The following is a 20,427-nucleotide window of genomic DNA, read 5'->3' on the forward strand; positions in this document are numbered from 1 at the left end:
TATGCCCCGTCTCAGGCGCCGATAAGCTTCTTGCCGGCGCGCGAAATCCAGGACCCCTTGTTTTCACGCGGCTCCAGCCCGTTGCCCTTCAGCAGCTTGTAGGAGTCCGCATACCATTGGCTGTCGGGATAGTTGTTGCCAAGAACGGCGGCCGCGGTCTGCGCTTCTTCCACCAGGCCCATCGCATAATAGGCCTCCGTCAGACGCGCCAGCGCTTCCTCGATCTGGTTGGTGTTCTGGTACTGCTCGACGACGATGCGGAAACGCGAAACGGCGGCGAGATATTCCTTGCGCTCAAGGTAATAACGGCCGACCTGCATTTCGCGGCCAGCGAGCTGGTCGCGGGCGAAACGGATCTTGGCCTGCGCATCGGCGACATATTCCGAATCGGGATAGTCGTTGACGACCTTGCTCATCGCCTCGACCGTACGCTGTGCTGCGCGCTGGTCCTGCGTCACGTCGGAAATCTGCTTCGAATAGGCAAGGCCGATCATGTACTGAACATAAGCCGCATCCTTGGAACGCGGATATTGCCGCAGGAAGCGGCTGCCATTGGTGATGGCCACATCATTCTTGTTGGTGCGCGTCGCAATGAACGTCTGCATGACAAGCGCCTTCTGGCCCCATTCGGTGAATGGATATTGCTTGTCGATCGCCTCGAACTTGCGTGAGGCTTCCGTCATGTTGCCGGCGTTCATGTTGGCAAGCCCCTGCTTGTACAGAACGTCAGGCGGATCGGATTCAAAACCGAGCTTGGTAATGTCGATATCCGGATCGGACTGGCAGGCCGTGACGGCGACACTTGCACCGACCAACAACAACGAAACGGCGATCCCCCGCATCGTACCCTTCATCGCACCAGACCCTACATGCTTCATTCGACAGTTCCCACTTCCCGCGCAAATACATAAGCATCGGCTTTGCACTGGCGTTTCTAGCCATAAAAGCATCCGCAGGGCAACGCAATGATGACGCATTAACGCATTTTTATGGCATCCGCGCGCGCAATCGCATGAATATCAGGCGATATGACGAAACATCTTGCCCTGCATCATAAAAAAGCCGCCCCCAGGGGAGCGGCTTTTTCTGTCAATCGATAGCCTGCGAACAAACTCAAGCAGACCAGGGCGCAAATTCCGGCATGTTGACCGGTACGAATTCGCGGGCGCGCACCATCTGGTTGCGGGCAGCCGGTGCTTCGACGATCTCGTAAGCCGTACGGTCGCTCAGCAGCGCCTTCAGCGCATTGGCATTGACCTTGTGGCCACCGCGATAGGAGCGATAGCAGCCGATGAACTGCGCGCCGGCAAGCGCCAGGTCGCCCACGGCGTCCAGCGTCTTGTGACGGACGAACTCGTCCTTGGCGTAACGCAGGCCTTCCATGTTGATGACGCTGTTATCGTCGGAAATGACGACGGAATTTTCAAGCGAGGAGCCGAGCGCATAACCGGCAGCCCACAGGCGCTCCACGTCACGCATGAAACCGAAGGTACGGGCGCGCGACAATTCGTTCTTGAACGTCTCAGCCGTCAGGTCGCCCTTCCAGGACTGCTTCCCGATCAGCGGCGTGTCGAAATCGATGTCGACCTCAAAGCGTGTGCCGTCATAGGGACGGAATTCCGCCCAGGACGCGCCCGAGTCGATGCGCACCGGCTTGGTGACGCGAATATAACGGCGCTTCGCACCGAGGTTCTTGATGCCGACCGATTCGATGGCCTCGATGAAGGGAGCAGAGCTGCCATCCATGATCGGTGCTTCCGGACCGTCAACCTCAACGACGAGATTGTCGAGGCCCATGGCGTAGATGGCGGCCATGACGTGCTCGATCGTCGCCACTGACTGGGACAGCGAACGGCCGAGCACGGTGCACAGGTCGGTATTGCCGACATTGGCCGAAACCGCCTTCAACTCGGTGACGTTGCCATTGTCATGAAGGCGATGGAATACGATGCCCGTCCCAGCTTCTGCGGGCTGGAACGTCATAGAGACCGGATTGCCGGAATGCACGCCAATGCCTTTAAGCTGAACAGCATTTGCGATAGTTGTCTGAAATCCGAGCAGTCCGATAGTCATGCGTATATGCCTTGTTTTGCAAACCGCGCCGTTTGGTGAAGCGCCGTTCAAGTTTTAAAGCCGGTTTTGGCGACCGGCCAAGTCCGTATTTTCCTTTACCCAGCCTCATACATACGCACATGTAGGTGCCACGACAAATCACTGTTCGTTTCGGATTGTTACACGCGTAAACTATTGAAAACGCAAATTAATTTAGTGTTAATCACGCAAAATAAACAAAACGCCCGGGTCGTGAAACCCGGGCGTTTTAAGAGGCAGATGGAATCGCCTTTAGTTGGACTGGCGGCGCAGGAACGCCGGGATTTCCAGCTGGTCGTCGTCATGGTGGCTGGACGATGCGGGCGTTGCACGGCCGTGGTCGTCAAGCTGGCCACGACGCGGTGCGTAGAGGCTGGCTTCCGGCGAAAGCGGCGCGCGGCGCTGCGGCGCCATGCTCGGCGCATCCATCATGTCGGAGGGAACTTCTTCTTCTTCGCGGCGACCAAGCGAGTTGGTGATGCGCTTCAGAAGACCCATCGGGCCACGCTCTTCCTGGGCGGCAGGAGCGGCATGGGTGCGATGTTCCATCTCGGCCTTCACGACCGGCGGAAAGTCTTCGACCTTCGGCATGCGTACCGGCTCTGGCTGGCGGGCAACCGGAGCAGGCTCCTGGTAGACCGGGGCCTGCGGCTGCTGCATGCGCGGAGCCGGAGCGGCAACCTGTTCCGGTGCATGGTAGACGGGTGCCGGAGCAACCGGTGCCGGAGCGACCTGCTGAACCGGCTGGGCCGGACGAAGAGCAGCCGGCGCTTCAGCCGGGGACGATGCGAACAGCTTGCTCTGCGGACGGAAGTCCTGAGACGGCTGCTGGTGAGCGGCAAAACCGAGTTCGCGTTCCATTTCAGCTTCCGCCGAACGGATGGTCTGGGCGATCTGGTCTACGGTCTTTGGTGCCTGCGATACTGCATGTGCAGGCTGAACTGCGGCCGGAGCGGGAGCAACGGCCGCGGAAGGACGGATAAGCGGCTTCGCAGCAGCAGCGCGCATTTCGGCAACATTCTGTTCGCCGATGCCGGCAACACGGTCAATGCCGGTGGCAACGACGGAGACGCGGATGAGACCTTCCAGAGCTTCGTCGAAGGTGGCGCCGAGGATGATGTTGGCATCCGGATCGACTTCTTCGCGAATGCGGGTAGCCGCTTCGTCGACTTCGAACAGGGTAAGGTCGCGACCACCGGTGATGGAGATCAGCAGGCCCTGTGCGCCCTTCATCGAGGTTTCGTCGAGCAGCGGGTTGGCGATTGCCGCTTCCGCAGCCTGCATTGCGCGGCCCGGACCGGAAGCCTCACCGGTACCCATCATCGCGCGGCCCATTTCGCGCATGACCGAGCGAACGTCGGCGAAGTCGAGGTTGATGAGACCTTCCTTCACCATCAGATCGGTGATGCAGGCAACGCCGGAGTAGAGAACCTGGTCAGCCATGGCGAAGGCGTCGGCGAAGGTCGTCTTGTCGTTGGCAATGCGGAAGAGGTTCTGGTTCGGAATGACGATCAGCGTATCGACGGACTTCTGCAGTTCCTCGATGCCCTGTTCGGCAAGACGCATGCGGCGGCCGCCTTCGAAGTGGAAAGGCTTGGTGACGACGCCGACCGTCAGGATACCCTTGTTGCGGGCGGCCTGTGCAACGACCGGGGCAGCACCGGTGCCGGTGCCGCCGCCCATGCCGGCGGTGACGAAGCACATGTGGGTGCCGTTCAGGTGATCGATGATCTCATCGATGCATTCTTCAGCGGCGGCGCGGCCGACTTCCGGCTGGGAACCGGCGCCGAGACCCTCGGTGACGTTGACGCCGAGCTGGATGACCCGATCTGCCTTCGTCATGGTCAGTGCCTGGGCATCCGTGTTGGCGACGACGAAATCGACACCCTGGAGGCCAGCCGTGATCATGTTGTTGACAGCGTTACCGCCGCCGCCGCCAACACCGAAAACGGTGATGCGTGGCTTCAGCTCGGTGATATCAGGCTTTTGCAGCTGTATCGTCATTTTAGCATTCCTTCTTTCTCTGGCCGCATCGCCCCGCTGGCCGATTCTTGAAAACTCAACTCTGAAACCTCCGGCTTACGCCACAAGGCCACTCAAAAACTCTCTTTCAGCCATTGCCCAACCCGGGCTATCCGGCCGCTGCCCGTACCAAACGGCGAGAACATTCCGCCTTGCGCCGCATGAATTTCGATGTCCGCCACCTGCGGATAGATCATCAGTCCGCAGGCGGTTGAAAATGCCGGTCCCTTCGCCGCTACCGGAAGACCGGCCACGCCCATGGGGCGGCCGATACGAACGTTGCGGGCGAGAATGCGCCGTGCCGTTTCCGGCAGCCCCGTCAGCTGGCTTGCGCCGCCGGTGAGGACCACGCGCTTGCCGACAATGGGGCTGAAGCCGGACTTCTGGATACGATCACGGATCAATTCCAGCGTCTCTTCGATACGCGCCCGCACGATGCGGGTTACAAGGGCTCTTGAAACTTGCGATGGTTGATCGCGATCATCTTCGCCAATCGGCGGGATCGAAATCATGTCGCGCTCATCCGCGCCATTCAGCAAAGCCGAACCATGCACCACCTTCAGTCTCTCCGCATCTTCGATTCGTGTCGAGAGGCCACGTGCAAGATCTGTCGTCACGTGATGGCCGCCAAGGCCGATCGCGTCGGTGTGAATGAGCCGGCCTTCGGCGAAAACCGAGATCGTCGTGGTGCCGCCACCCATGTCGATGGCCGCGCAGCCGAGTTCGACTTCATCGTCCACCAGCGCTGCAAGGCCGCTGGCATAGGGCGTCGCCACCATGCCTTCGACCGAAAGATGCGCACGATTGACGCAAAGCTCGAGGTTCTTCAGCGCCGTGCGCTCGACCGTCACCACATGCATGTCGACACCAAGAAGGTCGCCATACATGGAGAGCGGATCACGAATGCCGCGTTCGCCATCCAGCGAATAACCTGTCGGCAGCGAGTGCAGGATCGCCCGGTCCTGACGCATGGACTGCTGGCTTGCCGCCACCAGAACCTTGCGCAGGTCGCTGGCTTCCACTTCCTGGCCGCCGAGATCGATGCTCGCGGTATAGATATCGCTTGCCAGCCGTCCGGCGGAAACATTGACGATCAGGCTGTCGACGGTGAGACCCGCCATGCGCTCGGCCGCATCGACCGAAAGACGGATGACGCCTTCCAGCGCGTCGAGATCGGCGATCACGCCTGACTTCACGCCGCGCGAGCGCTGGTGGCCGATGCCGATGATTTCGACCTTGTGGGTGCGGCCCGGCAGAATTTCGCTTTCCTGACGCGGCGTCAGCCGGCCGATCATGCATACGACCTTGGTCGAGCCGATATCCAGCACCGACACGATGTGGCTGCGCTTGGAGGACAGCGGCTTCAGGCGAGGCAAACCGAAATGGGAAGAACCGAATAAGCTCATGTGTTCTTCTCCGCCTTCTTGAGAGCCTTGGTGCGCGCATCGACGGCGGCCTGACGGCGTTCCGTGGCACCCTCGGTCAGCTGGATCGTGGTGCGGTCCGCGAGCCTCAGATCAACCGCGGCGACATCGCGCGACAGAACCTTTTCCTCGAGATCGAGCCGCGCCAGCAATTGCAGCGCCTGCGGCAGGTTTTCTTCCGGCAGCTTGACCACGATGCCGTTATCGAGATGCAGATCCCAGCGACGGCCGGCAATGCGGACATAGGCGCGGACACGGTTGCGGATTTCCGGCCAGTCGGCCAGCTGCCCGACGAAACCGGCAGCACCGGTTTCCGCGTCACGTCCGACAAACAGCGGTAACTCGGCGAATTTATTGTCACGCAACGGCGCGATCACGCTGCCGCTTTTTTCGATCAGCGACAGTTCCGTTCCGTGCTGCCAGATGCCGAAGGCTTCACGCTCCTTCAGGCGAACCTCGACGGTCTTCGGATAGACCTTGCGGATATCGACATCTTCCACCCAGGGAAGCTGGACGAGCTTGCGGCGCGCCGCATCGATATCGAGCGCGATGAGCGAGGTGCTGCCATCGAGGCCGAGAAGCTGAAAGACTTCGATTTCCGAGGTCTGGCGATTGCCAGAGACTTTCACGTCTTCAACCGCAAAGCCCGCGGCAGATGTCGTGGTCTGGGTGACGATGTTGGTGTGTCCGCCAAGCGACATGCCGTAAAGCCCGGTCACCGCGTAAAAAGCAATGGCCGAAATCGTACCGGTATGGGCGGGAATGTGAATGCGTCCGGTCGCAAGGCTGACACCGAAACGCACGAAGCGGCGCAGCGGACGCGGCAGCACCCTGCGATCGTCGGCATTGGCTGCCGCCGCATATTGCTCGCGCTTTTTTGCCGTCGACTTTTTGCCGGTCACCGCAAACACGAAGCGTCCTCCACCATCCAGCTGACAAGGTTACCAAAGGAGCGGCCAGCATGGGCCGCCATTTCGGGCACCAGGGAGGTCGGCGTCATGCCCGGCTGTGTATTCACTTCAAGCCAGATAACTTCGCCATCTTCTGAGAAACGGTCGTCGTAACGAAAGTCTGAACGGCTTACGCCACGGCACCCGATCGCCTGATGCGCCATAACCGCCAATGTTTGAATCTTTTGGTAAATTTTCGGTGAAATTTCTGCGGGAATGACATGTTTCGAGCCACCAGCCGCGTATTTCGCATCGTAATCATAGAAATTGTGACCAAGCGGCACCACTTCGGTGACGCCCAGCGCCTCGCCATCAAGCACGCCACAGGTCAGTTCGCGCCCGTGAATATAGCGCTCGACCATGACCTGATCCCCATAACGCCATTCCGACGAGGTGAGGATTTGCGGCGGGTGCGACTGGTCTTCCTTGACGATGACGACGCCGAAGCTCGATCCTTCGCGTACCGGCTTCACCACATAAGGTGGCGCAAGCGGATGTTCGCTGGTGAAATCGAAGCGGTTCATGACGCGCTCGGCGGCAACCGGGACGCCGGCGGCGGCAGCAACTTTCTTGGCCTGCGCCTTGTCCATGGCAAGGGCGGAAGCCAGCACGCCGGAATGGGTATAGGGAATGGCGAGATATTCGAGAATGCCCTGAATGGTGCCGTCTTCGCCGAAGGGGCCGTGCAGTGCATTGAAGGCGACATCCGGGCGCAGTTCCGCGAGCACGGCAGCGACATCGCGCCCTACATCGACCCGGGTGACCTTGTAGCCCTCGCCCTCGAGCGCAAGCGCGCAAGCGTTGCCCGACGAGAGGCTGACCGGCCGCTCCGACGAAAACCCACCCAAAAGAACAGCTACGTGCTTGCCGCCCATCGAACCCTCTGACACCAACTCTCCGTTACGAACCACGCCCGAACCGACCGAATTTGACGGACGGTGATTCTGGCACATGATCCTTGAGATCAGTTAAACGCCATTAAGGTTAATGAATCGTTTACTTTCGTTAACCGCCGCGCCCAACATGCCGAGTTCCATTAAAGAATCAGCATCGATCCGGATTCCCTCCTTGGAATCAGAGAGTTGCACCGATTGCAACATGCAGGTTTTCAATGATCGGAAATAAAGCCGCGCCAGCGCGCCAGCGCCTCCCCGCTGAAGGCAAGGTCGAAACGTTAACGAAAGGCGTTTTTCCCCAGCGAAAATTATATGGCGTTTCAGCGTTTTAAATCCGCGACCTGAATCAGTCTCTCAATCACTGGAGCGCGTGAAAAAGCTTCGCCGTCGGGATCTCGCATTCAAAGATCACATTATTTGCATTATTTCTTTTTTAGCATTCCATAAGAACAAAAATTGCGTTAACGCAGTCCCTGCCTCCCAAGGCATGACATTCCAATCATCTGAAATGGAACCCAAACCATGACTGACGCGATATCTCCGGTATCGTCGACAGCTGGCAATTCGAACGCTGTAAAGACAAATTCGCCTGCACGAGTTCTCACTGCCAGCCTGGTCGGCACGACCATCGAGTTTTTCGATTTTTACGTTTACGCCACGGCCGCAGTGCTCGTGTTCCCGGCATTGTTCTTCCCGAACAACGACCCGATGACGGCGCTTCTGGCGTCCTTCGCCACCTTCTCCATCGCCTTTTTCGCCCGCCCGCTAGGCGCGGTGGTCTTCGGCCACTATGGTGACCGTGTTGGCCGCAAGACGACCCTCGTCGCAGCGCTCCTGACCATGGGTGTCTCGACCGTCGTCATCGGCCTTCTGCCCTCCTATGAGACGGCCGGCGTTCTTGCCCCGCTGCTTTTGGCGATTTGCCGCTTCGGTCAGGGCTTTGGTCTTGGCGGAGAATGGGGTGGTGCCGTGCTTCTCGCCACCGAAAATGCTCCTCCCGGCAAACGCAGCTGGTACGGCATGTTCCCACAGCTCGGCGCACCCGTCGGCCTGTTCCTTTCCTCCGGCGTGTTCTGGATCCTCCTGCACTTCATGTCGCAGGAATCGCTGCTCAGCTGGGGCTGGCGCATTCCCTTCGTCGCTTCGATCATCCTGATCGCGGTCGGCATGTGGGTTCGCCTGTCGATCACCGAAACGCCCGATTTCCAGAAGGCCATCGAAAAGGAAGAACGTGTTGCCGTGCCGGTCGCCGAACTCTTCCGCAACCACAAGCGCAGCCTCGTGCTCGGCACCTTCGTGGCGCTGGCCACTTTCGTGCTGTTCTATATCGGTACTGCCTATCTTCTGTCCTACAACGTCAAGGTTCTGAAAATTCCGTTCCTCGACGCGCTGGAAGTGCAGATCCTCGGCTCCATCGTCTTCGGTATCTTCATCCCGATCGCCGGCAAGCTTGCCGAAAAATTCGGCCGTCGTGAAATCCTGATCCTGACGACGGTGCTGATCGGCCTGTTCTCCTTCCTGCTGCCCAGCCTGATGACCGGTGGCGAAGGCTCGATCTTCATCTTCGCAGCTCTTGCCATGACGCTGATGGGCATGACCTATGGCCTGATCGGAACGGCGCTCGCCGCCCCCTTCCCGACCCGCGTGCGTTACACCGGCTCGTCCATCACCTTCAACATGGCCGGCATCTTCGGCGCATCGCTGGCGCCCTATATCGCCACATGGCTGCAGGTGAATTACGGCATGGGTTACGTCGGTTATTACCTCTGCGTATCCGCCATCATCACGCTCGCCTGCATTCTTCTGTCCCGCAAGGACGAAGTCTGATCCGAACGGATTGCCAGACATTAAAAAGCCCGCGAAACCTTCGTTTCGCGGGCTTTTGTTTGCCTGCTTTAACGCTTACGCCACGGCCTGGCGTCGCTCGACGTGACCGGTCATGCAGACGCGATTGCGCCCTCCTCCCTTTGCCCGATAGAGCGCCAGATCGGCATTGTGCATGACCTTGTCGAAAATGTCGGCGTCGCCGCGAAAGGCCACGCCAATCGAAATCGTCACCGTGATCCGTAAATCCTGATACGCCACCGGGGTGGTCTCGATGGCTGCGCGAACCCTTTCACACATCTGCAGAAAGGTGAGCGGACTGGTTTCCTGCACAACGACAAATTCCTCGCCACCCAGGCGGGCGACGTGCGCAGAAGGATCGAATTGCTCTCTTATCCTGCGGGCGACACTCGAGATGACGAGATCACCGGCAAGGTGGCTGTATCTGTCATTCACCGACTTGAAATGATCGATATCGAGAAAGGCGACGCAATAGTCGCTGCCCAGTTCAGCGCATGCGGCATAAAGGCCGAGCCGGTTGCTGAGGCCGGTCAGGGCGTCCGTATGACTCAGATGCAGGAAGCGCTCGTGGGATTGCACGAGAATTTTCACTTCCCTGGCATTCAGCCAGCAGACCAGCAATGTAATCGTAAACGCCACCGTACCACCGAGCGTCACACTCAACATGATGCCGTTGAAGAGATCGGTTACCAGCCCGAATCGCGCGAGAAGCGTCAGGCCACCCATGCACATCAGAATGACAATGATCGTCACGAGACAAGCGATACGAATGGAGAATTCCAGCGGCTCGAGCCGCCTGCGGCCCTCCGACGTGGCGACCGAAAAACTTATCATTTCGATCGGTTTTTTCCAAAGACCCAACATCATGCTCAAAAGCACCTAGATCACGTAATGCCGTTGGTATTTCCTGATAAAAAGTAATTTAATATTGAAGGACGAGACGTCGCCTCACCCCGATAATATCGGAAAAACTGTTGATTGACCGTTACGATACACGAAACGGCCAGATCAACAGCAGGTTTTTCTTGCAATTGGCAGCATTCGCCGAGACTTAAGCCCCGAGGAACGGCTCCACTTCCCGGCCCGGCATGAACAGGCCAAGGCGCTTGATTTCCCATTCAAGCCGGATGCCCGATTTCTCGAACACCCGCCTGCGGATGGTCTCGCCCAGATATTCCAGATCATAGCCAGTCGCGTGGCCGGTATTGATCATGAAATTGCAATGCAGTGATGACATCTGCGCGCCGCCGATAACGAGACCACGGCCGCCCGCCTCGTCGATCAGTTCCCAGGCGGAATGACCTTCGGGATTCTTGAAGGTCGAACCACCCGTCTGCTCGCGGATCGGCTGGACGGTTTCGCGATGATGGCGCACGGCGTCCATATCGGCGCGGATTTTCGCCTTGTCTTCCGGATAACCTTCAAACAGCGCACCGGTGAAGATCAGGCCGGCATCGGCGCCGGAATGGCGGTAGCTATAACCCATATCCGCGTTTGACAGCACATGCTGGTTGCCCTGACGGTCGACCGCATAGACTTCCACGACGCGATCGCGCGTCTCACCGCCATTGGCGCCGGCATTCATGCGCAGCGCGCCACCGATGGAACCGGGAATGCCGTAAAAGAAATGGAACCCACCGATACCATTATCCATGGCCATGGCGGCAATATGTTTGTCCGGGCAGATCGCGCCAGCCTTGATACGGTTCTCGCCGGCAAGCTCCACCTGGCCGAAACCCTTGGCAGACAGACGGACGACGACGCCCGGAATACCGCCATCACGCACCAGAAGGTTCGAGCCGACGCCGACCACGGTCAACGGCACGTCTTCCGGCAGAATTTTCAGAAAGGCAATCAGATCATCCGTGTCGTGCGGCTGGAACATGACTTCCGCCAGACCGCCGGCTCTGAACCACGTCACGCGGTCCATGGGCGCATCCGGTGTCAGACGTCCCCGCAATTCCTTTACCCCGTCGCCGAGCCTCCCCAGCAATTTTACCCCATCGACCTGTCTCATTCAGACTTTCCTGATATGCTCTTCAATTCCGAAGGCAGCACCGCTGCCCATTGCGTGATATTTCCAGCCCCCAAGAGAACCACGAAATCACCCGGTTTCGCAATGGCTGCAACCTGTGACGCAAGGTCCTCCCGCTTTTCAAGAAAACGGGCGTCGCGGTGGCCGGCGGCCTTGATGGCCGAAACCAGCGCTTCCGAACTTGCGCCTTCGATCGGATCTTCGCCCGCGGCATAGACCGGAGCAAGGATAATCGTGTCGGCATCGTTAAAGCAATGCGCGAAATCGTCAAACAGGCTTGAAAGACGGCTGTAACGGTGTGGCTGGTGCACGGCGATGATGCGGCCCTTGCAGGCTTCCCGCGCAGCCGCCAGCACAGCCTTGATCTCAACCGGATGATGACCGTAATCGTCGAAGACCTGCACGCCATTGGCTTCGCCCGTCAACGTGAAGCGACGCTTGACCCCGGCAAAGGAGGCAAGCCCCTTCTTGATGTCGGCTTCCGAAATACCGAGGCGATTGGCAACGGCAATCGCCGCCGTCGCATTCGACACATTGTGACGGCCGGGCATCGGCAGAACGAGATCCGTGAACGAGAATATCTTGCCGGTGCGGCGGCGACGGATTTCCACATCGAAAATGGACCGCGTGCCGTCAATGCGCACATTCGAAAACCGCACATCCGCCTGCGGGTTTTCGCCATAGGTGATGACCTTGCGATCCTCGATCCGGCCAACCAGCGCCTGAACCTCGGGATGGTCGAGACACATGACGCCGAAGCCGTAGAACGGCACATTCTCGACGAACTGCCGGAACGCGGCGCGCACGGCATCGAAATTGCCGTAATGGTCGAGATGTTCGGGATCGATATTGGTAATAACGGCCACATCGGCCGGAAGCTTCAGGAAGGTACCGTCGGACTCGTCGGCCTCCACCACCATCCACTCGCCCTCACCCATGCGGGCATTGGTGCCATAGGCATTGATGATGCCGCCATTGATGACGGTCGGATCGAGATTGCCGGCTTCCAGCAGGGTCGCGACCATGGAGGTCGTCGTGGTCTTGCCATGCGTGCCGCCAATGGCGATGGCATTGCGGAAACGCATCAGCTCGGCCAGCATTTCGGCGCGGCGAACGATCGGCAGGTGCTTTTCGCGCGCCGAGATCAGTTCCGGATTGTTCTTCTTGATGGCGGTGGAAACAACCACGACTTCCGCATCACCGAGATTGTCAGCGGTATGTCCGACAAATACCTCGATGCCCTTGTCCCGCAGGCGCTGCACATTGGCGCTGTCAGCCTGATCCGACCCCTGTACGCGATGACCGAGATTATGAAGCACTTCGGCAATGCCGCTCATGCCGATCCCGCCTATGCCGATGAAATGGACAAGGCCTATGGCTTTCGGCATCTTCATGCCCCAACTCCTTCATTCTTCTTTTTAAATTCCTGTACGGACCGGCCTTCGGCAATCGCTTCCACCAGATCGGCCAGCACATCCGCCGCATGCGGTTTTCCGGTTGCCTTGGCAGCCGCTGCCGTCGTCGAAAGCCTATCCGGCTCCGAAAGTGCTGACGATAGCAGGCTCGACAGTTTCTGCGGCGACAGTTCCGACTGTTTGATGACGCTTGCGCCGCCGGCGGCCGAAAGTGCGGCCGCATTGGCCGCCTGATCGTGATCGAGCGCGTGCGGGTAGGGCACAAGGATCGACGGACGACCAATCACCGAAAGCTCCGACACCGTCGAAGCGCCAGAGCGGCTGATAACAAGATCGGCCTCAGCGATGCGCGAGGCCATGTCACCGAAGAAGGGCGAAACGTCAGCCTTCACACCGAGCTTCTGGTAGGAGGCTATCACGCTGTCCTTGTCTTCGGGTCGGGCCTGCTGGGTCACGACGACGCGCTTGCGCTGCTCGTCCTTCATCAGGCAGATCGCCGCCGGAACGGCGCTCGAAAAGAACTGCGCACCCTGACTGCCGCCGAAAACCACCAGCTGGAAAGGCTCCCCCGTCTGCGACGGCGTATAGGGAATTTCCGAGGCCGCCAGCACCGCCGGGCGCACCGGATTGCCGGTCGCCACCGTCTTGTCGGAATATTGGCCGTTGGCGGGCGGCAGGAAACCGCCGGCAATTGCCTTCACGCGGGCAGCCAGCGCCTTGTTGGCGCGGCCCATCACCGCATTCTGCTCATGAATTATTGAGGGAACGCCAAGCCCGGTCGATGCCAGAAGCGGCGGCACGGTGGGATAACCGCCGAAGCCGACAACCGCGACCGGCTTCAGTTTCGTAACCAGCCGACGCGCTGCGCGAAGACCCACCCACAGCTTCCAGAGCGAACGCACGACGGAAATCGGGTTCTTCGAGCCGATGGTGGCGGATGGCACGACATGGATTTCATCGGCCGGAAACTTGCCGGCATAACGCTCGGCGCGGCTGTCGGTGACGAGATGCACCTGATAACCACGCGCCGTCAGCGTATGCGCCAGGGCCTCTGCCGGAAATACATGGCCGCCGGTTCCACCGGCGGCAAGAAGAACAATACCCTTGCTCATGATCGTTTACTCCGCTGGAACGCCGGAACCGACGCGGAAGAAGCTGCGCTCCTGCGCCCGCTTTTCAGGTCTGTGGCGTGTCAGCGCCAGAAGGAAGCCGGCGGTGACGCAGATCGCCATCATCGACGAACCGCCATAGGAAATCAAAGGCAGCGTCATGCCCTTGGCGGGCATCAGCTCCAGATTAACGCCAATATTGATCATCGACTGCATGCCGATCTGCAGCACGAGACCAGCCACGGCGAAGCGGCAGAAATCGTCCTTTTCCTTGAAGGCGTGCGACAGGCCGCGCAGCACGATGAAGGCGAAGATCGCAACGAGGAACATGCAGAAAACGATGCCGAATTCTTCAGCCGCAACCGAGAAGATGAAGTCGGTATGGCTGTCGGGAATGATGCGCTTGACGATGCCTTCGCCCGGGCCGCGCCCGAACCAGTCGCCGCGAATGATCGCCTCACGCGCCGTATCCACCTGGAACGTATCGCCTTCGCCGGTCCAGAAGCGGTCAATACGACCGGCGACGTGTGGCAACATCAGATAGGCGGAAATGATGCCGCCAACGCCAACGCCGCCGAGCATGATGATCCAGAACCACGGCACGCCGGCCATGAAGAACATGCCGCCCCAGACAACCGAGGTCAGGATCGTCTGGCCGAAGTCCGGCTGGGCGATCAGGAGTGCTGCCACGATGCCGAAGGTGATGATGGCGAAGAGATTGCCGGGAATTTCAGGATGGCGCGCCCGTTCGGCAAACAGCCAGGCGCAGACGATCACAAAGGCAGGCTTCATGAATTCCGAAGGCTGGATCGAGAAGGTGCCGATGGAAATCCACCGTCGTGCACCCTTGACCTCGATGCCGAAGAACAGCGCGAAGATCATCATCAACAGCGAAGCGATCAGCATGATGACCGCAACACGCCTGACCTGACGGGGCGACAGGAAGGAAAGGCCGACCATGATCGCCAGCGACGGCACCATGAACATCGCCTGACGTTCGACGAAGAAGAAGCTGTTGAGACCGATACGCTCGGCAACCGCAGGCGACGCCGCAAACGACAGCATCAGGCCGATGCCCATCAGTGCGACGAACGCCGCCAGAAAGAAACGGTCGATAGTCCAGAACCACTCTGCGACCGGACCGCGATCAACTCGGCTTACCATGGCCTTCAGCCCCCTTTTCCAGAGTGAACGAGCATCGTCATGCCGTCGAGCGCCGCGACCTGCGCGACGAACGAATCACCTCTGATTTCAAAGTTCTTATATTGATCGAAGCTTGCGCAAGCCGGGGATAACATCACGACATTGCCGGTCGTCGCATCTTTTTCTGCATCGGCTGCCGCATGCTGCACGGCCTTGTCCAGCGTGCCGGATATTTCATAAGGCACCGCCTCGCCAAGCGTCGCGGCAAATTCCGCCGCCGCTTCACCGATCAGATAGGCTTTGGCGATGTGAGGAAACAGCGGCGACAGGCTGGTTATGCCACCCGCCTTGGGAAGACCGCCGGCGATCCAGTAAATCCGCTCATAGCTCGAAAGCGCAGGTGCCGCGGCATCGGCATTGGTCGCCTTGCTGTCATTGACGAAGGTGACGTTACCGCGCCGGCCGACCGGCTGCATGCGGTGCTTGAGGCCAGGGAACGATTTGAGACCGGCGCGAACCTCGTCTTCGGAAACCCCGACCGCAAGGCAGGCAGCGATTGCCGCCGCCGCGTTCTGCGCATTGTGGCTGCCACGAAGCGTCTGGATACCGTCGAGATCGACCAGCAGCGAAGACGTGCCGCCATGTGCCCGCAGGATGCGGCTGCCTTCGGCATAAAGACCTTCGGAAACGATGTTACGCTTGGAAATGCGCTCCACCTTGACGCCGGCGCGCTCGATGCGATCGGCAATCAGCGTCGAATGGCTGTCGTCCACACCGACGATCGCAGTGTTGCTGCCCGCCACCAGCCGCTCCTTGACGTCGGCATAATGCTGCATGGTGCCATGCCGGTCGAGATGGTCAGGCGTCAGATTGAGCAGGATACCGGCAGTCGGATTGATCGTCGGTGCCAGATCGATCTGGTAGGACGAGCATTCGACCACGTAAAAACGTTGCGCTTTCGGCGGATCGAGGCTTAGCACCGCCGTGCCGATATTGCCGCCGAGCTGCGTATCGCGGCCGGAGGCCTTGAGAATATGGGCGATCAGCGCCGTCGTCGTGGATTTGCCGTTGGTGCCGGTAATCGCGATAAACGGGCAATCCGGCGCATGGGCACGACGTTCGCGAATGAAAAGCTCGATATCGCCGATGATCTCGACACCCGCTGCTTTCGCAAGGTCCACAGACCAGTGCGGCTTTGGATGTGTCAAAGGCACGCCGGGCGCCAGCACGAAGGACGAAAACGAGGGCCAGTCTATCGTTCGAAGGTCCGCCGTTACGATGCCCTCAGCCTCGGCCTTGGCAACGCTGTCGGGATTGTCGTCGAAAGCGACGACTTCCGCACCACCGGCAACCAGCGCCCTGGCCGTGACAAGACCTGAACCGCCAAGCCCGAAGAGGGCGACTTTCTTACCTCTGAACGACGTGACCGGGATCATCGTTCACCTCAGCTTCAGGGTGGCGAGGCCAAGCAGCGCGAGACCCACGGAGATGATCCAGAAACGGATGACCACCTGGCTTTCCGTCCAGCCTTTTTTCTCGAAATGGTGATGGATCGGCGCCATGAGGAAGACGCGCCGGCCGGTGCGCTTGAACCAGAACACCTGGATGATGACCGACAGTGTCTCCATGACGAACAGGCCGCCGACGATGACCATGACGATCTCATGCTTGGTGGCAACTGCGATGGAGCCGATAAGACCACCAAGCGCCAGCGAACCCGTATCGCCCATGAAGATGGCGGCGGGCGGCGCATTGAACCACAGGAAGCCGAGGCCCGCGCCGATGACCGCACCGACGATGACCGCAAGTTCGCCGGTGCCGGGCACGAAATTGATCTGCAGGTAGTTGGCAAAAACCGCGTTACCGGCGAGATAGGCAATCACGCCGAAGGTGGCGGCAGCGATCATGACCGGCACGATGGCGAGACCATCGAGGCCATCCGTCAGGTTCACCGCATTGCCGGCACCGACGATGACAAAAGCACCGAACAGCACGAAGAAGTAGCTCAGATTGATCACGAATTCCTTGAAGAAAGGAAAGGCGATGGAGCTGCCGAGCGTGCCGCCATGCGGTGCGGAGGCGAGCGCCATCTTCATCATGAAAAACACGGCAATCGCCGCGATCACGAATTCGATGCCGAGACGGGCCTTGCCGGAAAAACCCTTGTCGCTCTGCTTCGTCACCTTGAGATAATCGTCGTAAAAGCCGATTGCGCCGAAACCGAGCGTCACCATCAAAACGGCGACGACATAGACATTCGACAGGTCACCCCAGAGCAGCGAACCACCGAGAATACCCGCAAGGATCATCAGCCCGCCCATGGTCGGCGTACCGGCCTTCTTGAAATGGGTCTGCGGCCCATCGGCGCGGATCGGCTGGCCTTTGCCCTGGCGAACGCGCAGCGAGTTGATGATTGCCGGTCCGAACAGGAAGACGATCAACGCAGAGGTGAACATTGCGGCGCCCGCCCGGAAGGTGATGTACCGGAAGAGGTTGAAGACTTGAACTTTATCCGACAGTTCGACGAGCCAGATCAGCATATTTGCCCTTTCAAAAGGCTATTTCAGACTTGGCGTTCCGTCTCGGGGAATGCCGGATACTTGTCAAGCAGGGCGGCGACAATCTTGCCGAAACCAAGCCCCAGTGACGATTTTACCATGAGCGCGTCTCCCGGTTGCACCCATTGCAGGGCGAAATCGGTGAGTTCCGCCGTCGTCGGGAACCAGATGACGGTGACGCTGTCCGGCAACGCATCGCGAAGGGCGGCCATCGCCTCTCCCGCCAGCCAGACATGTTCGATACCCGCCGCAAGCAGCGGCCCGGCCAGCTCTTCATGCAGCTGCGCGGAAAATTCACCCATTTCCAGCATGTCGCCGAGAACTGCAACGCGTCGGCCGTGGCCCTGCGTTTCGGTCTCCGCCAGCACGGCAATCGCCGCCCGCATGGAAGCCGGGTTGGCATTATAGCTCTCGTCGATGAGCAGGAAGGAGCCGCCGTCGATCGTCAGGCGGTGGCGCTGGCCGCGCCCCTTCACCGCTTCGAGTGTTCCAAGCGCTTCAAAAGCACGGTCGAGATTGGCGCCGGTCACGGCAACAGCGCCAAGCACGGCCATGGCATTATCGGCGATGTGACGACCGGGAACGTTCAGGTGCAATTCGCTGGTCTCACCGTTCAGGATCGCCCAGATGGTTGAACCCGACGGCGTGCTTTCGAAATCGGCAAGCCGGAAATCGGCTTTCGCATGCTGCCCGAAGGTCAGAACATGCTCTATGCCCTGCTCCTGTGCGACCTCTTCAAGCTGCTCGAACTGTGCATTGTCGCGGTTGAGGATGACGGAGCCGCCCTCCTCCAGACCTTCGAATATCTCCGCCTTGGCGGCAGCGATCTCTTCGATGTTCTTGAAATTGCCGAGATGGGCGGCAGCGATGGTGGTGATGATCGCCACATGCGGGCGCACCATCTTCACCAGTGGCCGGATTTCGCCGGAATGGTTCATGCCGATTTCGAACACACCGAATTCGGTATCGGCGGGCATGCGCGCCAGCGTTAGCGGCACGCCCCAATGGTTGTTGAAGGAAGCGACTGCCGCGTGAACCCGACCCGACGGCTCCAGAGCCTGCCGCAGCATCTCCTTCGTCGTCGTCTTGCCGACCGAACCGGTCACCGCGATGATGCGTGCCGAGGTTCTTTCACGCGCCGCGATCGCGAGCTTGCCAAGTGCGGCGAGAACATCCTCCACCACGATCATCGGCACGGTCAGCCGGCCGAGAGCCGGCAGCTTGCCTTCGGCCACCACCAGAAGACCGGCGCCATTGGCAACGGCAAAGCTGGTATAATCATGGCCGTCGACCCGATCACCCTTGATGGCGAAGAAAGCCTCTCCGGGTTTAACGGTCCGGCTGTCGATGGAAATGCCGGTGATTCCGATCGGCAGGTTGCCCACCGGGCGTCCTGCCGTGATGGCGATCATGTCGGCGACTGTCCATAACCAGCTCAAATCTTCAATCCTTCCAGCGCAGCGCGCACCTGTTCATGATCGGAAAACGGCAGCGTCACGGAACCGACGATCTGCCCCTCTTCATGCCCCTTGCCCGCGACGATCAGCGTATCGCCATTTGAAAGCAGCGACACCGCATGGTGGATCGCCTGCGATCTGTCGCCGATTTCCACTGCACCCGGCGCCGCCGCCATGACCTCGGAACGGATCGTTGCGGCATCTTCCGAGCGCGGATTGTCATCGGTGACGATGACGATGTCAGAAAGCCGCGTCGCCACCTCACCCATGATCGGGCGCTTGCCCTTGTCACGGTCGCCACCGCAGCCGAAGACGGTGATGATACGGCCGGAAGTGAAAGGCCTGACCGAGGTCAGCACATTTTCCAGCGCATCCGGCTTGTGGGCATAATCCACATAGGCAAGCGCACCGTTTTTCGTCTGGCCTACGAGTTCCAGACGACCGGCCGCACCGATCAGCTTTTCAAGCGCCTTCATCGCCACAGTGGCGGAAACGCCCGTGGACATGGCGAGACCGGCTGCCACGAGCGCGTTGGCCACCTGAAAATCGCCGGCAAGCGGAATATCGACTTCGTGAATCACGCCGTCATGATGCACTTCGATCATCTGTTTATGACGGAAATGCTCCACCCGTTTCAGCGTCAGGTAATCGCCCTTGCGGCCAACAGTGCGAACATCAAGGCCCGCATCACCAGCGGCGCGGATGGCCTGCTGCGACCAGGGATCGTCAGCGAAGATCACTGCCGGTGCACCCTTTTTCATCAGCGTATCGAACAGCCGCATCTTCGCGGCCATATAGTCCTCAACGGTCGGATGATAATCCATATGATCGCGGCCGAGATTGGTGAAACCGGCCGCTGCAAGCTTCACGCCATCGAGGCGGCGCTGGTCAAGGCCGTGGCTCGAAGCCTCCATCGCCGCATGCGTTACGCCTTCGTCGGCAAGCTCGGCCAGAAGTGCATGCAATGTCACAGGGTCGGGTGTCGTCAGCGCGCCATAATCCTCGCGGCCGGGCGCAATGACACCCGTCGTGCCGATCTGTGCGGCGGCATGGCCGGCAAAGGCCCAGATCTGCCGCACGAAGGAGGCGACGGACGTCTTTCCAGCCGTGCCGGTCACAGCAACCATGGTTTCAGGCTGTTTTCCGTAGAACCGGGCAGCGGCAAGGGAGAGATAGAGACGCGGATCGGTGACAGCGAGAACCGGTACATCGGCCTCCACCGCATGTGCGGAAACGATCGCAACCGCACCCTTGGCGACCGCGTCCTTCACATAGGTCGCGCCATCCGCCTTGGTTCCCGCCACCGCCACGAACAGGCTGCCTGGCGCAGCCTTGCGGCTGTCTGCGGTTATTCCCCCGATTTCGATCGCCCCGATCTCAGACAGGAGCAATTCATTCAATTCCGGAAACGCGTTTCCGGATATATCTCGCAAATTCATCGACTGTGTCCGTCTTGTCCCCCCGGCGCGAATCGCCGGAACA

Annotated in this window: 16 protein-coding genes; 1 reads left to right on the forward strand and 15 read right to left on the reverse strand. The window is 59.7% G+C overall.

Features of this window, described 5'->3' with window-relative positions:
• Positions 1-11: 11 nt before the first annotated feature.
• The 6 genes from QSV77_RS08635 to QSV77_RS08660 form a co-directional block, all read right to left on the reverse strand.
• Positions 12-878 carry an outer membrane protein assembly factor BamD gene (locus tag QSV77_RS08635; RefSeq protein WP_142840264.1) on the reverse strand — a complete coding sequence of 289 codons (867 nt, stop codon included), beginning with the start codon at positions 876-878 and terminating at the stop codon, positions 12-14.
• 235 nt (positions 879-1,113) lie between these two features.
• The gene (gene lpxC / locus QSV77_RS08640; protein ID WP_142840265.1) at positions 1,114-2,073 is read right to left on the reverse strand and encodes a UDP-3-O-acyl-N-acetylglucosamine deacetylase; all 960 of its coding nucleotides are present in this window, start codon (positions 2,071-2,073) and stop codon (positions 1,114-1,116) included.
• 270 nt (positions 2,074-2,343) lie between these two features.
• Positions 2,344-4,095 (reverse strand): cell division protein FtsZ, encoded by a 1,752-nt coding sequence (ftsZ, locus tag QSV77_RS08645; RefSeq protein WP_302733152.1) that lies wholly within the window; start codon positions 4,093-4,095, stop codon positions 2,344-2,346.
• A gap of 92 nt (positions 4,096-4,187) precedes the next feature.
• Complete coding sequence (ftsA, locus tag QSV77_RS08650; protein ID WP_003522206.1) at positions 4,188-5,519, reverse strand: cell division protein FtsA; 1,332 nt, start codon at positions 5,517-5,519, stop codon at positions 4,188-4,190.
• A complete protein-coding gene (locus QSV77_RS08655) occupies positions 5,516-6,439 on the reverse strand; it encodes a cell division protein FtsQ/DivIB (RefSeq protein ID WP_269703289.1) in 924 nt (307 codons plus the stop codon). Before QSV77_RS08655 ends, ftsA begins: the two co-directional genes overlap by 4 nt.
• Entirely contained in the window at positions 6,436-7,362 is a 927-nt protein-coding gene (locus tag QSV77_RS08660) for a D-alanine--D-alanine ligase (protein ID WP_271362419.1), read from the reverse strand. The genes QSV77_RS08655 and QSV77_RS08660 overlap by 4 nt, the downstream gene beginning before the upstream one ends.
• A gap of 543 nt (positions 7,363-7,905) precedes the next feature.
• On the opposite strand from QSV77_RS08660, the gene QSV77_RS08665 reads away from it, so the two are divergent.
• Positions 7,906-9,210, forward strand: a complete 1,305-nt coding sequence (locus QSV77_RS08665; protein WP_142840268.1) for an MFS transporter — start codon at positions 7,906-7,908, stop codon at positions 9,208-9,210.
• Positions 9,211-9,285: 75 nt separating this feature from the next.
• Here QSV77_RS08665 and QSV77_RS08670 read toward each other — a convergent pair whose 3' ends face one another.
• From QSV77_RS08670 to QSV77_RS08710, 9 genes are all read right to left on the reverse strand, one after another.
• A complete protein-coding gene (locus QSV77_RS08670; protein ID WP_302733153.1) occupies positions 9,286-10,095 on the reverse strand; it encodes a GGDEF domain-containing protein in 810 nt (269 codons plus the stop codon).
• A 184-nt stretch (positions 10,096-10,279) separates the two neighbouring features.
• Entirely contained in the window at positions 10,280-11,245 is a 966-nt protein-coding gene (gene murB / locus QSV77_RS08675; RefSeq protein ID WP_046798066.1) for a UDP-N-acetylmuramate dehydrogenase, read from the reverse strand.
• Positions 11,242-12,657: a UDP-N-acetylmuramate--L-alanine ligase gene (gene murC, locus QSV77_RS08680; RefSeq protein WP_142840271.1), complete on the reverse strand. Its 1,416-nt coding sequence runs from the start codon at positions 12,655-12,657 to the stop codon at positions 11,242-11,244. The genes murB and murC overlap by 4 nt, the downstream gene beginning before the upstream one ends.
• Positions 12,654-13,790: an undecaprenyldiphospho-muramoylpentapeptide beta-N-acetylglucosaminyltransferase gene (gene murG, locus QSV77_RS08685; protein WP_269703154.1), complete on the reverse strand. Its 1,137-nt coding sequence runs from the start codon at positions 13,788-13,790 to the stop codon at positions 12,654-12,656. The genes murC and murG overlap by 4 nt, the downstream gene beginning before the upstream one ends.
• 6 nt (positions 13,791-13,796) lie before the next feature.
• A complete protein-coding gene (ftsW, locus tag QSV77_RS08690; protein ID WP_142840273.1) occupies positions 13,797-14,951 on the reverse strand; it encodes a putative lipid II flippase FtsW in 1,155 nt (384 codons plus the stop codon).
• Between the two features lie 5 nt (positions 14,952-14,956).
• The gene (gene murD, locus QSV77_RS08695) at positions 14,957-16,366 is read right to left on the reverse strand and encodes a UDP-N-acetylmuramoyl-L-alanine--D-glutamate ligase (RefSeq protein ID WP_302733154.1); all 1,410 of its coding nucleotides are present in this window, start codon (positions 16,364-16,366) and stop codon (positions 14,957-14,959) included.
• Between the two features lie 3 nt (positions 16,367-16,369).
• Positions 16,370-17,470: a phospho-N-acetylmuramoyl-pentapeptide-transferase gene (gene mraY, locus QSV77_RS08700; protein ID WP_046798061.1), complete on the reverse strand. Its 1,101-nt coding sequence runs from the start codon at positions 17,468-17,470 to the stop codon at positions 16,370-16,372.
• 23 nt (positions 17,471-17,493) lie between these two features.
• On the reverse strand, positions 17,494-18,927 hold the full coding sequence (locus QSV77_RS08705; protein WP_302733155.1) for a UDP-N-acetylmuramoylalanyl-D-glutamyl-2,6-diaminopimelate--D-alanyl-D-alanine ligase: 1,434 nt from the start codon (positions 18,925-18,927) through the stop codon (positions 17,494-17,496).
• The gene (locus QSV77_RS08710) at positions 18,924-20,384 is read right to left on the reverse strand and encodes a UDP-N-acetylmuramoyl-L-alanyl-D-glutamate--2,6-diaminopimelate ligase (protein WP_302733156.1); all 1,461 of its coding nucleotides are present in this window, start codon (positions 20,382-20,384) and stop codon (positions 18,924-18,926) included. The genes QSV77_RS08705 and QSV77_RS08710 overlap by 4 nt, the downstream gene beginning before the upstream one ends.
• Between the last annotated feature and the right edge of the window lie 43 nt (positions 20,385-20,427).

This window comes from Agrobacterium sp. V1, from assembly GCF_030518355.1.
GTDB lineage: Bacteria > Pseudomonadota > Alphaproteobacteria > Rhizobiales > Rhizobiaceae > Agrobacterium > Agrobacterium cucumeris.

What these genes read in the sequence shown, in the direction of transcription:
- ftsZ (WP_302733152.1), bottom strand. Translation starts at nt 4,095, where the DNA reads ATGACGATACAGCTGCAAAAGCCTGATATCACCGAGCTGAAGCCACGC.
- murG (WP_269703154.1), bottom strand. Translation starts at nt 13,790, where the DNA reads ATGAGCAAGGGTATTGTTCTTCTTGCCGCCGGTGGAACCGGCGGCCAT.
- QSV77_RS08710 (WP_302733156.1), bottom strand. Translation starts at nt 20,384, where the DNA reads ATGAATTTGCGAGATATATCCGGAAACGCGTTTCCGGAATTGAATGAA.
- mraY (WP_046798061.1), bottom strand. Translation starts at nt 17,470, where the DNA reads ATGCTGATCTGGCTCGTCGAACTGTCGGATAAAGTTCAAGTCTTCAAC.
- murB (WP_046798066.1), bottom strand. Translation starts at nt 11,245, where the DNA reads ATGAGACAGGTCGATGGGGTAAAATTGCTGGGGAGGCTCGGCGACGGG.
- QSV77_RS08660 (WP_271362419.1), bottom strand. Translation starts at nt 7,362, where the DNA reads ATGGGCGGCAAGCACGTAGCTGTTCTTTTGGGTGGGTTTTCGTCGGAG.
- ftsA (WP_003522206.1), bottom strand. Translation starts at nt 5,519, where the DNA reads ATGAGCTTATTCGGTTCTTCCCATTTCGGTTTGCCTCGCCTGAAGCCG.
- lpxC (WP_142840265.1), bottom strand. Translation starts at nt 2,073, where the DNA reads ATGACTATCGGACTGCTCGGATTTCAGACAACTATCGCAAATGCTGTT.
- QSV77_RS08635 (WP_142840264.1), bottom strand. Translation starts at nt 878, where the DNA reads ATGAAGCATGTAGGGTCTGGTGCGATGAAGGGTACGATGCGGGGGATC.
- murC (WP_142840271.1), bottom strand. Translation starts at nt 12,657, where the DNA reads ATGAAGATGCCGAAAGCCATAGGCCTTGTCCATTTCATCGGCATAGGC.
- murD (WP_302733154.1), bottom strand. Translation starts at nt 16,366, where the DNA reads ATGATCCCGGTCACGTCGTTCAGAGGTAAGAAAGTCGCCCTCTTCGGG.
- QSV77_RS08665 (WP_142840268.1), top strand. Translation starts at nt 7,906, where the DNA reads ATGACTGACGCGATATCTCCGGTATCGTCGACAGCTGGCAATTCGAAC.
- ftsW (WP_142840273.1), bottom strand. Translation starts at nt 14,951, where the DNA reads ATGGTAAGCCGAGTTGATCGCGGTCCGGTCGCAGAGTGGTTCTGGACT.
- QSV77_RS08670 (WP_302733153.1), bottom strand. Translation starts at nt 10,095, where the DNA reads ATGATGTTGGGTCTTTGGAAAAAACCGATCGAAATGATAAGTTTTTCG.